Annotated in this window: 14 protein-coding genes; 9 read left to right on the top strand and 5 right to left on the bottom strand. The window is 64.3% G+C overall.

Annotated elements, in window-relative coordinates:
- Window positions 1–3: 3 nt before the first annotated feature.
- Complete coding sequence (locus tag IVA88_RS10075) at window positions 4–222, bottom strand: SlyX family protein (RefSeq protein ID WP_247497130.1); 219 nt, start codon at window positions 220–222, stop codon at window positions 4–6.
- Window positions 212–994 (bottom strand): rhodanese-related sulfurtransferase, encoded by a 783-nt coding sequence (locus IVA88_RS10070; RefSeq protein WP_247497129.1) that lies wholly within the window; start codon window positions 992–994, stop codon window positions 212–214. Before IVA88_RS10070 ends, IVA88_RS10075 begins: the two co-directional genes overlap by 11 nt.
- A gap of 185 nt (window positions 995–1,179) precedes the next feature.
- Between IVA88_RS10070 and ggt the strand changes: the two genes are divergently transcribed.
- The 5 genes from ggt (at window position 1,180) to IVA88_RS10045 (ending at window position 7,393) form a co-directional block, all read left to right on the top strand.
- Window positions 1,180–2,766, top strand: coding sequence for a gamma-glutamyltransferase (gene ggt / locus IVA88_RS10065; protein WP_247497128.1), 1,587 nt, complete (start codon window positions 1,180–1,182; stop codon window positions 2,764–2,766).
- A gap of 172 nt (window positions 2,767–2,938) precedes the next feature.
- Window positions 2,939–3,553 (top strand): (2Fe-2S)-binding protein, encoded by a 615-nt coding sequence (locus IVA88_RS10060; RefSeq protein ID WP_247497159.1) that lies wholly within the window; start codon window positions 2,939–2,941, stop codon window positions 3,551–3,553.
- Between the two features lie 4 nt (window positions 3,554–3,557).
- A complete protein-coding gene (locus IVA88_RS10055) occupies window positions 3,558–4,574 on the top strand; it encodes a xanthine dehydrogenase family protein subunit M (protein ID WP_256466783.1) in 1,017 nt (338 codons plus the stop codon).
- A 2-nt stretch (window positions 4,575–4,576) separates the two neighbouring features.
- Complete coding sequence (locus tag IVA88_RS10050; RefSeq protein WP_247497126.1) at window positions 4,577–6,868, top strand: xanthine dehydrogenase family protein molybdopterin-binding subunit; 2,292 nt, start codon at window positions 4,577–4,579, stop codon at window positions 6,866–6,868.
- 60 nt (window positions 6,869–6,928) lie between these two features.
- The gene (locus tag IVA88_RS10045; protein WP_106945215.1) at window positions 6,929–7,393 is read left to right on the top strand and encodes an FKBP-type peptidyl-prolyl cis-trans isomerase; all 465 of its coding nucleotides are present in this window, start codon (window positions 6,929–6,931) and stop codon (window positions 7,391–7,393) included.
- 74 nt (window positions 7,394–7,467) lie between these two features.
- On the opposite strand, the gene IVA88_RS10040 is transcribed toward IVA88_RS10045, so the two are convergent.
- Complete coding sequence (locus tag IVA88_RS10040; protein WP_247497125.1) at window positions 7,468–7,686, bottom strand: CsbD family protein; 219 nt, start codon at window positions 7,684–7,686, stop codon at window positions 7,468–7,470.
- Between the two features lie 128 nt (window positions 7,687–7,814).
- Between IVA88_RS10040 and IVA88_RS10035 the strand changes: the two genes are divergently transcribed.
- The 3 genes from IVA88_RS10035 to IVA88_RS10025 all read left to right on the top strand — a co-directional run bounded on the left by IVA88_RS10035 (window position 7,815) and on the right by IVA88_RS10025 (window position 9,419).
- Complete coding sequence (locus IVA88_RS10035) at window positions 7,815–8,327, top strand: cupin domain-containing protein (RefSeq protein ID WP_247497124.1); 513 nt, start codon at window positions 7,815–7,817, stop codon at window positions 8,325–8,327.
- Between the two features lie 132 nt (window positions 8,328–8,459).
- A complete protein-coding gene (locus tag IVA88_RS10030) occupies window positions 8,460–8,888 on the top strand; it encodes a VOC family protein (RefSeq protein WP_247497123.1) in 429 nt (142 codons plus the stop codon).
- Window positions 8,889–8,930: 42 nt separating this feature from the next.
- On the top strand, window positions 8,931–9,419 hold the full coding sequence (locus IVA88_RS10025) for a VOC family protein (protein WP_247497122.1): 489 nt from the start codon (window positions 8,931–8,933) through the stop codon (window positions 9,417–9,419).
- A 153-nt stretch (window positions 9,420–9,572) separates the two neighbouring features.
- Here the strand turns inward: IVA88_RS10025 and IVA88_RS10020 are convergent, their stop codons facing one another.
- Together IVA88_RS10020 and IVA88_RS10015 are read right to left on the bottom strand one after the other, a co-directional pair.
- Window positions 9,573–10,733, bottom strand: coding sequence for a hypothetical protein (locus IVA88_RS10020; RefSeq protein WP_247497121.1), 1,161 nt, complete (start codon window positions 10,731–10,733; stop codon window positions 9,573–9,575).
- A 2-nt stretch (window positions 10,734–10,735) separates the two neighbouring features.
- The gene (locus IVA88_RS10015) at window positions 10,736–11,437 is read right to left on the bottom strand and encodes a FecR family protein (protein ID WP_247497120.1); all 702 of its coding nucleotides are present in this window, start codon (window positions 11,435–11,437) and stop codon (window positions 10,736–10,738) included.
- A 51-nt stretch (window positions 11,438–11,488) separates the two neighbouring features.
- Here IVA88_RS10015 and IVA88_RS10010 point away from each other — a divergent pair, with 51 nt between their 5' ends.
- Entirely contained in the window at window positions 11,489–12,919 is a 1,431-nt protein-coding gene (locus tag IVA88_RS10010; protein ID WP_247497119.1) for a phospholipid carrier-dependent glycosyltransferase, read from the top strand.
- Window positions 12,920–12,974 lie beyond the last annotated feature (55 nt).

The following is a 12,974-nucleotide window of genomic DNA, read 5'->3' as shown; positions in this document are numbered from 1 at the left end:
CGCTCAATAATGCGGCGGGGGCTCATTGGCCGCTCCCGGCGCATTCGCCTCGGCTTCCTGCAGCCGCTCGCCGAGCTCTGCGATCCTCCGCGTCAGCGCGTCGATCTGCTTCCACTGCGCGGTGATGGTCTGGTTCAGCGTTTCGATTGTGTCGTCCTGATAGGCGAGGCGCGTCTCAATCGTGTCGATGCGCTCGCCGAGCGTCTTCATCTCATTCGTCACGTGCCGTGTCCTTGTCCCGTTCGCGCAATCCAAGCTCTTGCAAGCCAGATTCTTGTAAACCATGGCCGAGCGCGACGCGCTCGTCGAACACGAAGCACTGGCCCCGCCAGCGGCTCTGCGCCTCCGGCACCTCTTCCAGATATTTGAGAATGCCGCCCTTGAGGTGGTAGACCTCGGCAAAGCCGCGCGCGAGCAGATGCGCGCTCGCCTTCTCGCAGCGGATGCCGCCGGTGCAGAACATCGCGATCCTGCGGTGTTTGGCGGGATCGAGCTGCTCGGCCGCGAATTCCTTGAACTGGCCAAAGCTCTTGATGCCGGGGTCGCGCGCGCCGTCGAACGTCCCCATCGCCACCTCGAAGGCGTTCCTGGTGTCGAGCACCAGCGTGTCGGGCGCCGCGATCAGCGCGTTCCATTCGGCCGCATCGACATAGGTGCCGACCTGCCGCGTCGGATCGGCGGCTTCGTCGCCGAGCGTGACGATCTCCTTCTTCAGCCGCACCTTGAGCCGGTTAAATGGCATCGCCTCGGCGGTCGAGAACTTCAATTCGAGATTGTTCAACCTGCCGCCGAACATGGCGCCGTGCGCCAGCTCGCGGGCGAGAGCGTCGATCGCCGCGCCCCCGCCCGCGACCGTGCCGTTGATGCCCTCCTGCGCGAGCAGCACGCTGCCCTTCAACGCCAGGCCGGCGCAGAACGCGCGCACCGGCTCGCGCAGCTCGCGGTAATCGGGCAGGGCGGCGAATTGGTAGAAGGCGGCGACCTTGTAAATCATGGCGCTCGTTTAGCAGGCCGATCGCGCCCGGAAAACCCGGAACGAGCAGCTCTATTCCCAGCGGATGGCAGCCATTTCCCTGGTATGCCAGCATTGCCCCGGCGGGCCGGAATGTGTCATGTAGGCGCGGCTTTTCCGAGATGGCGCGCCATCCGCGCCAGACGCCCAATGAGAGCAAGAATTCGATGAGAAACTTCCATTTCCCCGGCAGGTCCACGGTCCACGCCACCAACGCGATGGTGGCGACCTCGCATCCGCAGGCGTCGCTCGCCGCGATCGAGGTGCTGCGCGAGGGCGGCACGGCGGTGGACGCGGCCGTCGCGGGCTCGGCCATTCTCGGCGTGATCGAGCCGCAATCAACCGGCATCGGCGGCGACTGCTTTGCGCTGATCCAGCCGCGCGGCGAGGGCAAGATCATCGCCTATAACGGCTCCGGCCGCGCCCCGAAGGCGGCGAATGCCGACTGGTATCTCGAACGCAAGATCAACTCCGTGCCGCTGACTTCGGCGCATGCGGTCTCGATCCCCGGTGTGATCGACGCCTTTGCGACCGTCTTGCGCGATCACGGCAAGTTCGGTTTCGACCGGCTGCTCCAGCCCGCGATCAAGGCGGCCGAAGAAGGCTACGTCGTCGCCCCTCGCATTGCCTTCGACTGGAAGAACCAGTTCGAGAAGCTGAAGGGCGGCACCAACACAGAGCGCTATTTGCTGCCGCACGGCAGGCCGCCGGTAGCCGGCGACGTCATCCGCCAGGCGGAGCTCGGCAAGACGCTGCGGGCGATCGCCAAGGATGGCCGCGACGCCTTCTACAAGGGCCCGATCGCGGAAGACATGGTGGAGACCCTGCGCGGAATCGGCGGCCTGCACACGCTCGACGATTTCGCCGCGCACACCACCGAAACGACGACGCCGATCGGCACCATGTACAAGGGCTACGACGTCTGGCAGTGCCCGCCGAACGGACCGGGCCTCACCATGCTCCTGATGTTGAACATCCTGTCGCGGTTCGACCTGACCAAATACGCGCCGCTCAGCGTCGAGCGTTTCCATCTCGAAGCCGAGGCCGCGCGCATCGCCTACATGCATCGCGAGCTGCATGTCGCCGATCCCGATCATATGCAGATCGAGGTCGCCAAGATCCTCGCCAGGGAATTTTGCAACGAGCACATCGACAAGATCCGCATGGACGGCATGCTCGACCTGCCGAACGTCGCACCGCCGATGAATCCCTCGACCATCTACATCACGGTCGTGGACAAGGACCGCAACGTCTGCTCGTTCATCAACTCGATCGCGCATTCCTTCGGCTCGGCCATCGTTTCCAACAAGACCGGCGTCCTGCTCCAGAACCGCGCCGGCGGCTTCCGCATCCAGCCCGGCCACCCGAATTGCATCGCCGGCGGCAAGCGCCCGCTGCACACGATCATGCCGAGCCTTCTCACCAAGGGCGGCCGGTCGGTGATGCCGTTCGCGGTGATGGGCGGACAATATCAGCCGGTTGGCCAGACCCATGTGGTGACCAACATTCTCGACTATGGCTGCGACGTGCAGGAGGCGATCGATATGCCGCGCGGCCTGCACTATGAGGGCCAGTACCAGCTCGAGGACAGCGTGCCGTCCGATATCGTCGAAGGCCTGAAGAAGCTCGGCCACAAGACCACCAGCGTCGTCGGTCCGCTCGGCGGTGCTCAGGCGATCTGGATCGATTGGGACAAAGGCACGCTCACCGGTGGTTCCGACCCGCGCAAGGACGGCTGCGCGCTGGGATATTGAGCGCCGCGGGACCAGGTTCCCCGCGCAAGATCAGGAAAAGTTGACGAAGGGCGACGCGGCATTTGCTGCGTCGCCCTTTCTCGTTCGGAACGGAACTCACTGCTTCAGGTTAAGGGCCGATGAGCAGTGCAGGCGTGCGCTGCTTTGGCTCAAAGAGCGGCGGAGGCCCTCCATGTCCGAAAAATCAGGTTCCGGACCATCTGGATTCGATCGGCGCGCTTTCATGGCCGGCGCTGCCGGCAGTGCGCTGGTCCCTATGGCGGCGCGCGCGGCTGCGCAGGATGCGAACGTATCAGCCGCGTCGGATCCGGCGCTTCCCGTCGATGTCACGCTGCGCGTCAACGGCAAGGACAAGCGCCTGCATATCGACGCTCGCACGACGGTGCTCGACGCGCTGCGTGAACATCTCAAGCTCACCGGCAGCAAAAAAGGCTGCGACCACGGCCAGTGCGGTGCCTGCACGGTGCTGATCGACGATCGGCGCGTGGTGTCGTGCCTGACGCTCGCGCTCGCGGCCGAAGGGCAGGAGATCACGACGATCGAGGGTCTTGCCACCGATGATCACCTGCATCCCATGCAGCAGGCCTTTGTCGACAACGATGCGTTTCAATGCGGCTATTGCACACCGGGCCAGATCATGTCCGCCGTGGCCTGCGTCAAGGAGGGGCATGCGGGCAGCGAGGCCGACATCCGCGAATACATGAGCGGCAACATCTGCCGCTGTGCCGCCTATCCGAACATCGTCGCGGCCGTGAAGCAGGCGGCGCCCGAGATCATGAAAGGCTAGGCGCATGCGATCGTTTTCGTATCAAAGGGCAACAGATCCTGACATGGCCGTGCAGGCGCTCAGCACGGCCGCGGCTGCGAACAATCCGCTGACGAAGGCTACAGCGCAGCCGCTTGCGGGTGGCACCACGCTGATCGATCTGATGAAGCTGGACGTGATGCGGCCCGCCGCAATCGTCGATATCAATTCGCTTGCGCGCGGCTGGTCAGCGATCGAGCCTGCCAGCGACGGCTTGCGGCTCGGGGCGCTCGCGAAGATGTCAAACGTGGCCGCGCATGCCGACATCCAGCGCAACTATCCGGTGATTGCGGACTCCCTGAGGCTCGCCGCCAGCGCCCAGCTGCGCAACATGGCGACGCTCGGCGGCAATGTGATGCAGCGAACCCGTTGCAGCTATTTCCGCGACATCTCCTATGAGAATTGCAACAAGCGCAATCCTGGCTCCGGCTGTGCCGCCATGGATGGCGTCAATCGCATGCACGCGGTGCTCGGCACGTCCGATCAGTGCATCGCGACCTATCCGGGCGATTTTGCCCAGGCGCTGATCGCGCTGGATGCGGCGGTCGAGATCACCGGTAAGGCCGGTACGCGCAGCATGCCGTTTGCGCAGCTCCATAAGGCGCCCGGCAGCACGCCGGATATCGAGACCGCGCTTCAGCCCGGTGAATTGATTTCCGCGTTCTCCGTTCCCGGCCGCTGGCCGCGCTCGGTGTATCTCAAAGCGCGCGACCGTCAGTCCTACGAGTTCGCACTGTCGTCGGCTGCGGTCGCGCTCGACGTGCAGGATGGCACGATCAGGGACGCACGCGTCGCGCTCGGTGGCGTCGCCACCGTGCCATGGCGGGCGCGCGAGGCGGAGGCGTTGCTGAAGGGACAGAAATTCGACGACGGTCTGGCGCAGCGTGTGGCCGACGCCGCCTTCGCGGACGCCAAAGGCCGCCAGCACAACAGCTTCAAGATCGCGCTCGGCAAGCGCGTGGTGGCGCACGCGCTCCAGCAGGCCGTAACGATGGAGATATGATCATGACTGCTGCAGCTCCCGAGCCGAAAGCAAACATGGGCCAGCCCGTGCCGCGCTATGACGCCGCCGCAAAGGTCACGGGCCGGGCGACATATGCGTCCGACATGCCGCTCGACAATCCGGCCTACGCATTCCTGGTCACCAGCGCCATCGCCAAGGGCCGCATCGACAGTTTCGATCTGGACGATGCCAGGAGTGTCCGCGGCGTGATCGACATCGTCACGCACGAGAACGCTCCGAAGCTGAAGGAGTCGAAACTGTTCAGCAATGGCGGTTATGCCGGCACCACGATCCAGCCGCTGAAATCGGTCGACATCGCCCACGACGGCCAGATCATCGCCGTCGTCATCGCCGAGAGCTACGAGGCGGCGCGCGAGGCCGCCAATCGCGTCAAGGTCAGCTACACGGCCGTGGCGCCGAGTGCGAGCTTCGATTCGCCGGGGACCACCGCGGCAGCGGCAAAGGGACAGAACGCGCAGTTCAAGGAAGACGCGGAGGTCGGCGATTTCGCCAGGGCGTTCGACGCCGCGGAGGTCAAGCTCACCGCCTCCTATGACACGCCGGCCCAGCACCACAACCCGATGGAGCTGTTTACGACGAGCTGCGCCTGGATGGGCGACAACCTCGTCATCTATGAGGGCAGCCAGTATGTCTATGGCTTAAAGAACGGCGTCGCCGAGCAGCTCGGCATCGACGCCGACAAGGTCCGTGTCGTCAATCCCTATGTCGGCGGTGGCTTTGGCTCGCGCGGTTCGATGACCCCGCGGACCGCCATCATCGCCGGCATTGCCAAGCGCCTGAACCGGCCGATCAAACTGGTACCGACCCGCGATCAGGGTTTCACCATCGCGACTTACCGCGCCGAGACGCGCCATGAGATCAGGCTTGGCGCTGGTCGGGACGGCAGACTGGTGGCTTTGAGGCACGACGGCGCGGAGGTTTCGTCGCGTCCGGATGCCTATTGCGTCGGCGGCACCAAGACGACGACGCGGCTCTACGCCTGCCCGAACGTCGCCAGTCTGGTGTCGATCGTGCGCGCCGACCGCAACACGCCGGGCTTCATGCGCTCACCGCCGGAGGTGCCGTATCTCTTCGCGCTGGAGAGCGCGATGGACGAGCTCGCGGTGAAGCTGAACATGGACCCGGTCGAGCTCCGCCGCATCAACGACACCAATGTCGAGCCGATCGGCGGCAAGCCCTATACGTCGCGGTCATTGATGGCGTGCTTTGATGAGGCCGCCAAGGCGTTCGGCTGGTCGCAGCGTTCGCCACAGCCGAAATCGGTGTCGGACGGCGACTGGCTGATCGGCTATGGCTGTGCCGCCACCTGCTATCCGACGCAGATGGCGCCGTCTGCCGCGCGGGTCCGCCTCCAGCGCGACGGTCGTACCCGGGTCGAGATCGCCGGTCACGAGATCGGCACCGGTGCGTATACCGTCATCGCCCAGACCGCGGCTGAGCGGCTCGGCGTGCCCTTGGAAAAAGTCGCGGTCTTCGTGGGCGACAGCGACCTGCCGCCGGCGCCGGTTGCCGGCGGCTCGAACTCGACCGCAAGCACCTGCTCGGCGGTGATGATGGTGTGCGATCAGATTCGACAAAGGCTGTTCAAGGCCGTGATGCCGAGCGACAGCCTCGCCGATAAGGCCAAGGAGACTGTCGGCATCAGTCAGGCGCCGAGCACACAGGCGGCGAAGAGCGATCGTCCGCTCGATATCGAGAAGGCCTTCGACGCGCTCGGTGTCGGCATCGTCGAGGAATATGGCGAGTGGAAGCCCGAAGGCGCGCCGCTGGATTCCTTCATGGCCATGCACAGCGGGCACGCGCGGCTCGTCGGCGGCCATCAGATGAAGGACAAGATCGCCTACGCCTTCGGTGCCGAGTTCGTCGAGGTCCGCGTCAACCGCTTTACCCATGAAATCCGTGCGCCGCGGCTGGTGGGAGCGTTCGCGGCGGGCCGCATCATGAATCCACGCACGGCGCGCAGCCAGCTCATGGGCGGCCTGATCTGGGGCATGTCCTCGGCGCTGCTGGAGGCCACCGAGATCGACCAGCGCAATGCGCGTTACGTCAACGACAATCTTGCCGACTATCTCGTGCCCGTGAATGCCGACGTGCCCGGTGTCGAGGTAATCCTGCTTTCCGAGCAGGACGATCACATCAACCCGGCAGGCGTGAAGGGCCTCGGCGAACTCGCCAATGTCGGCACCAATGCGGCGATCTGCAATGCGATCTATCACGCTACGGGCCAGCGCATCCGCAAGCTGCCGGTGCGGCTGGAAAATATCGAGGCCTGAGGGGTGGAAACGGCGTCGCCGTTGCGCTAGACCCCTTCCGCCTCGAACGTAAGGTGTCTTATGCAGCGTTTTCAGCGCGTGCTCCTCGCCATCATGTCGGCACTCGCGATCACCGTGATCGCCGGCGTGTCCGATTTCGTTTCCACCACGGCCTCGGCCCAGACCGCAGGAAAGACCATGACCACAGCTTCAGGTTTGCAGATCACGGATAGCGTCGCCGGCACCGGCGCTTCGCCAAAACCCGGCCAGATCTGCGTGATGCACTACACCGGCTGGCTCTACGAGAACGGCCAGAAGGGCAAGAAATTCGACTCGTCGGTCGACCGCAACGAGCCGTTCGAATTCCCGATCGGCAAGGGCCGCGTCATCGCCGGCTGGGACGAGGGTGTTGCCTCCATGAAGGTCGGCGGCAAGCGTACACTGATCATTCCACCGCAGCTCGGCTATGGCGCCAGAGGGGCAGGCGGCGTGATCCCGCCGAACGCGACGCTGATGTTCGACGTGGAATTGCTCGGGGTGAAGTAAGCCCGCAAACAAAAAGACCGGCCTTTCGGCCGGTCTTTTCGCTTTCAGTCTTGTTTGTCTCGATGCTGGACGTGCTACTCCGTCCCCCGCTTCGCCGCAGCCGCGGCGCGATCGACCGCGTCCTTTGCGGCCTCCTTGGCATCGCCCATGGCCTGCTGGCCCTTGCCCTTCACTTCCTGGACTGCGCCTTCGCCTTTCATGCGGTCGGACCCGGTGGCTTCGCCGATGCCCTGCTTGGCCTTGCCCATTCCCTCGTTGGCGGCGCCCTTGATTTTGTCGGTCGTGCTACCCATCGAACTCTCCTTGAGGTTTGCTCACTGAGACAACGTTCGACGGCTATGAGGGTTCCGATTTTGGTATGGCTTGCAGACGCGGCTTTGGGTTAGTTTGCCGCGCATGGAACCAACAGAAAGCAAGTCCCATGACCGGCCATGACCATTCGCATTTCCATCATGACCACGATCACGATGATCGCTGGAAACATGACGGCGTGCGCGTCATTCCCGGCAACCAGCTCGATACCAACGTTCCGTCGACGGCGGGCATGGACCGCGCGGCTGCGATCAATTTCGCGCGCGTCGGGGCGCAGAAATTGTGGGCGGGTACGGTCAGCATCAAGCCCGACGCCAAGACCGGGGCGCATCACCACGGCCACCTCGAAAGTGTCATCTACGTGGTGAAGGGCAAGGCGCGGATGCGCTGGGGCGAGAGCCTGCAATTCACCGCGGAGGCCGGCCCCGGCGACTTCATTTTCGTCCCGCCCTACGTGCCGCATCAGGAGATCAATGCCAGCCCGGACGAGGTGCTGGAATGCGTGCTGGTGCGCAGCGACGGTGAGGCAGTCGCGATCAACCTCGACATCGAGCCGGTCGAGAAGCCCGAGACCGTGCTGTGGGTCGATCCCATTCACCGCGATCCGAACGAGAAGACGTGAGGCTGCCCAAGACCGGGCGGGGAGCGATGCGATAGAACCCCGCAGGTTAGGGAGCGAAAAATATCCGGAAGCGATGTCGGGTGGCCGCCGGGCCATCCGTCCTTGGGCAGAACCCCGCCCAAGGAGCTTTCGATGCCCAAGATGATCTTCGTCAATCTGCCGGTGACCGACCTCAAGCGCGCCACCGCCTTTTACGAGGCGGTTGGCGCGGTCAGGAATCCGCAATTCTGCGACGAAACGGCGAGCTGCATGGTTTTCTCCGAGACCATTTTCGCCATGCTCCTGACCCACGACAAATTCCGGCAGTTCACGCCGAAACCGATCTCGGATGCAAAGAACTCAAACCAGGCGCTGTTCTGCCTGTCCGCGGACAGCCGGACCGAAGTCGACGATATCGTCGGCAGGGCCGCGGCAGCGGGCGGGGTGGCCGATCCCAGCCCGAAGGACGAATACAGTTTTATGTATGGCCGCAGCTTCGAGGATCCGGACGGCCATATGTGGGGTGTGAACTGGATGGACATGGCAGCCTTTGCCGCGCAGTCCGAGATGGCGAACGCCTGATCTAAGCCGACAACAGCAGAAATCTGACGAGGAGCATTCAAGATGTCAAAGGTCGTTCCCTGCATGTGGTTCAACGGCGATGCCGAGGAAGCCGCGAAATTCTACGTATCGCTCGTTCCGAATTCGGAGATCACGCACGTTCAGCGCAACGTTTCGGACAACCCGTCCGGCAAGGAAGGCTCCGTGCTCGTCGTCGAGTTCACGGTGGCGGGACAGCCCCTGGTCGCGCTCAACGGCGGCATGAAGATGGAATACACCCATGCGCTCTCGCTGATGATCCATTGCGATGATCAGGCCCAGGTCGACAGCGTCTGGAATGCCTTCCTGGCCCATGGCGGCAAGGAAGAGCAATGCGGCTGGCTGCACGACCGTTACGGCGTGTCATGGCAGGTCGTGCCGAAGGTGATGTTCGAATTCCTCTCGAGCTCCGACAAGGCGGCTGCCGCACGCGCGATGCAGGCCATGATGAAGATGGTCAAGCTGGACGTGGAAACCTTGCGCCGGGCGTTCGAGGGCAAGTCGGCGGCGTGAGGCGGTGAGCTCGCACCACACACTCGCTGTCATCGCCCGGCTTCGTCCGGGCGATCCAGTTTCCCAGAGACAGCTCCGTGATACGGAGAAGCTGCGGCGTACTGGATGCCCGCCTGCGCGGGCATACAGCGGAGTTGGTGGCTCCTCCTTCCTCTAGTAATTGATCCGCAGTCCCACGCCGCCATGGATGGTGTTACCCACCGGCTGCGGACCCAGTGTGCCGTTGGCGAACAGGTCCACGATCCAGCCCTTCTGCACGCGGAAGCCAAGCCGGCCGCCATATTCGAACCAGCCCTGGTTGCCCATGGTCGGCACCACCATGCCGTCGCCGGTCACGGTGGCGACGATGCCGCTGTGGCTGGCGAATGACTGCACCCAGCCGCCGTTGATGTTGGCCTCGATGTTGCTGCCGTAGAGACGCGTCCACTGGCCGCCGATCTTGACCAGGTTGGTGCGGTCGGTGCCGGTCGCGATGCTGGCATCGAACGGATTGAACGCCACCGCGCTGTCGGTATAGCCCGAGACCCGCTGCCAGAGTTGCCAGACCTCGATCGAGGCGGCGACCTCGTCGCGGGGCGACACACGGCTCATCCAGCCGGCGCGGCCGTAGACGGCGTAGTTCGAGGCGTTGGTCGAACTGGTGACGCTCACCGGGCCGAGGCTGGTGTTGTAGCTGCGGGTGTAGCGCGCCTTCTCCCAGGGCGTCAGGATCGTGCCGATGTCGAAGAACGGGCGCGACGAGCCCCAGTCGGTGAAGTCATAGCGCAGCGCGAACGCGCCGATCGGCGCGCTGGTGATGTTATAGCCGCCCTCGCTGTACTGCGTGTAGGCGATGCCGGCGAGCAGCGACAGATTGCTGGTCAGCTGCTTGCGGCCGTGGATGCCGGCCGAGAACGAGCCGGCGGACCCGAACGCGCTGATGCAGTCGCTGCAATTGACCTGCTCGTTGACGCCGAGCAGCACCGTGCCGAGCACCCGGTTGGTGATCATCTGGTTGAAGCGCTGGTTGGCGAGGCCGCCGATCGAGTTGCCGCTGGAATCCGCGCCGGTCGGTGTCGGTGTCGGGCTCGGCGAGGAGGACGGATAAGGGCTCGGCGACGATGACGGGTAGGGGCTGGGCGAGGGCGAGGGGCTGTAGGTTGGCGTCGGCGAATATGTCGGCGAAGGGGTGGGCGTCGGCTCTCCGCACTCGGACCCGCACGTCACCCCTTGGGCTGTCGCCTGACGGGCATCGAATGCGACAAGCGCAAATGCGGCCACGGCGGTCAGCACGCTCGCGAGGATGAGGCGCCTGACGTTGGTGGATATCGTCATCGTCAGCGTCCGCACAGCATGCCGTCGTCCTGGACGGCGGGCGTGATGGTCGGCGAGGCGTCCGCATATTGGTTGACCGCGCAAAGTCCCGCACTGGCGGCGCAGTTGGCGGCAAACGTCCAGGGCGGCGTATTGGTCTTGCCGATAGAGACCTTGCCGCCGGTCGAGGTGATGATTGCGGTGTCGCCGGGCTGGGTGAGCTGCACGCACTGCGAGCTCGCCGTGCAGACGCTGGCGGCGCCGTCCTGCAGCACGACGACCGAGCGGCCACGCTGGGACAGGATATCGAGCGTGGTGCCGCGCACGCCGATGGTTGCGAGCGGCGTCGTGATCTTGTAGGCGGTCTTCTCGGAGTGCCCCGTGACGAAACGGAATGCGCCGGTCGTCATGCGGATCGCGACGTCGCGATAGCTGTGCTCGTCGTTGAAGACGGTGCGGTCGAGCTTGAGCGTGGCGCTCGGGCCGAGCGACAAATTGGTGCTGTCGGCCATCACGAAGCGCGCCGCGCTGTCGGCGCCGGTGCGCACGGTCTCGTCGCGCAGCATGCTGTCGCCGACGCTGATCGGCGTCGTGCTCGCAGCCACGCGCACCACTTCGTTCTGGATTACGACAGCTTCGCCGACGCGCGTCTGCGCCTGGGCGCAAGGCGCCGCGCACAAGGCGGCCGACAAGAGAGTAGAGAAAAGCCAGAAACGCAAATTCATTTCGCAACCGATCGATGTGTCCCTGATCGTACCGGATCGCGCACGCTTGCGATGTGGCGGAATTATCACAAGCGGGGCGGGACCTGCGTTATGCTTAGTGACAGTTGCGGCAGAATGCGTTCAATGAAAACCGCGATCTCTATTATTGTCCGCGGTGACGCAAATTTGCCACGCAAAACTTCCCCACAAATGCCGCTCGACTTGCCCGCGGTTCCGAAGGTGTCGCGGAGCGCAGTAATCGCTGTCGCGATTTTCCTGGTCACCCATCTCGTGCTGCTGATCGGACTGACGACGCCGGAGAAGTTCGTCTTCGATGAGGTGCATTACGTGCCGGCGACGCGGCAGATGCTGGCGCCAGCGATGTCGCAACCGATGCTCAATCCAATGCATCCGCCATTGGGGAAAGAGCTGATCGCGGTCTCGATCGCGGCCTTCGGCGACAATGCGCTGGGCTGGCGCTATCCCGCGACATTGTTCGGCGCGCTCGCGATCGTCGCGGTCTACCTGTGCGGCCTCGCGCTGTTCGCCGCGCAGGGGCCTGCGATCGCCGCCGCGCTGATCGCCGGCTGCAACCAGATGCTCTACGTGCAGGCGCGCATCGCAATGCTCGACATTTTTGCGCTTGGCTTCGGCCTGCTGGCGATTGCCGCTTTCATGCACGGTTTTCGAAAGAATCCTCCCCATGCGTTGTTCGCGCTTGCCGGCACCTTGTTCGGCTGTGCTGCGGCCTGCAAGTGGAGTGGCCTGTTTCCGCTCGGAATCTGCATCGTCATCGTCGCGATGATCCGCCTGATGCAGGGCTGGCACACGCTGTTTGCCGACGCGAAGCCGGGGGATTGGTACCGGCCCGATCTCTGGCCCGACTTCAGATTACATCACGTCGTGCTCTGCTTCACTCTCCTGCCCGCGATGACATATCTTGCAGCCTTCGTCCCCCTGTACGGAGCGTCGCTGCCGGATTTGATCGAGGCGCAGCGCCGGATCTTCGCCGACAACACCACGACCGCGATCGCCGGCCACACCTATATGAGCGCGTGGCCGTCATGGCCGCTGCTCGCGCGTCCGGTATGGTTCCTGTTCGACAAGGGCGCGGAGGACAACGTCTCCGCGATCGTCTTCCTCGGTAATCCCCTGGTGCTGTGGCCGGCGCTGCTCGCGCTCGCCGTCGTGCTGCGCGACTTCATCGTGGCGCGCCGCTGGGATGCGTTCCTGATCGCCGGGTTCTATTTCGGGTCATGGCTCGCCTGGGCGCTGCTGCCGCGCACCCTCGGTTTCATCTATTACTATCTGCCGGCCGCGACCGTGGCGTCGCTCGCGCTGGTCTACGTGCTGCGCCGGGACGGTCTCCCACGCTGGCTGCTGTGGGCCTATGTCGCGGTCGCGGCAGCAGGCTTTGCCGCCATGCTGCCGATCTCGGCGGCCTTCGTCGGCACGTCGATGCAGACCTTCAACCGGCTGATGCTCTTCCAGAGCTGGATATGACATCGCCGCCTGCCGGGGGAACGGCAGGCGGCGTCTTGATTGGTGATGGCCTGGG

It is taken from the genome of Bradyrhizobium sp. 149 (genome assembly GCF_023073915.1).
In the GTDB taxonomy this organism is placed as follows: Bacteria; Pseudomonadota; Alphaproteobacteria; order Rhizobiales; family Xanthobacteraceae; genus Bradyrhizobium.
The sequence above is the reverse complement of the archived record's forward strand: the minus strand, read 5'-3'. Positions and strand labels throughout refer to the sequence as shown.

Excerpts from the sequence above, each read along its gene's own strand:
- IVA88_RS10060 (WP_247497159.1), top strand. The coding sequence starts at position 2,939 with ATGTCCGAAAAATCAGGTTCCGGACCATCTGGATTCGATCGGCGCGCT.
- IVA88_RS10010 (WP_247497119.1), top strand. The coding sequence starts at position 11,489 with ATGTGGCGGAATTATCACAAGCGGGGCGGGACCTGCGTTATGCTTAGT.
- IVA88_RS10025 (WP_247497122.1), top strand. The coding sequence starts at position 8,931 with ATGTCAAAGGTCGTTCCCTGCATGTGGTTCAACGGCGATGCCGAGGAA.
- IVA88_RS10020 (WP_247497121.1), bottom strand. The coding sequence starts at position 10,733 with ATGACGATATCCACCAACGTCAGGCGCCTCATCCTCGCGAGCGTGCTG.
- IVA88_RS10030 (WP_247497123.1), top strand. The coding sequence starts at position 8,460 with ATGCCCAAGATGATCTTCGTCAATCTGCCGGTGACCGACCTCAAGCGC.
- IVA88_RS10040 (WP_247497125.1), bottom strand. The coding sequence starts at position 7,686 with ATGGGTAGCACGACCGACAAAATCAAGGGCGCCGCCAACGAGGGAATG.
- IVA88_RS10050 (WP_247497126.1), top strand. The coding sequence starts at position 4,577 with ATGACTGCTGCAGCTCCCGAGCCGAAAGCAAACATGGGCCAGCCCGTG.
- IVA88_RS10045 (WP_106945215.1), top strand. The coding sequence starts at position 6,929 with ATGCAGCGTTTTCAGCGCGTGCTCCTCGCCATCATGTCGGCACTCGCG.
- IVA88_RS10035 (WP_247497124.1), top strand. The coding sequence starts at position 7,815 with ATGACCGGCCATGACCATTCGCATTTCCATCATGACCACGATCACGAT.
- IVA88_RS10055 (WP_256466783.1), top strand. The coding sequence starts at position 3,558 with ATGCGATCGTTTTCGTATCAAAGGGCAACAGATCCTGACATGGCCGTG.
- IVA88_RS10015 (WP_247497120.1), bottom strand. The coding sequence starts at position 11,437 with ATGAATTTGCGTTTCTGGCTTTTCTCTACTCTCTTGTCGGCCGCCTTG.
- ggt (WP_247497128.1), top strand. The coding sequence starts at position 1,180 with ATGAGAAACTTCCATTTCCCCGGCAGGTCCACGGTCCACGCCACCAAC.
- IVA88_RS10070 (WP_247497129.1), bottom strand. The coding sequence starts at position 994 with ATGATTTACAAGGTCGCCGCCTTCTACCAATTCGCCGCCCTGCCCGAT.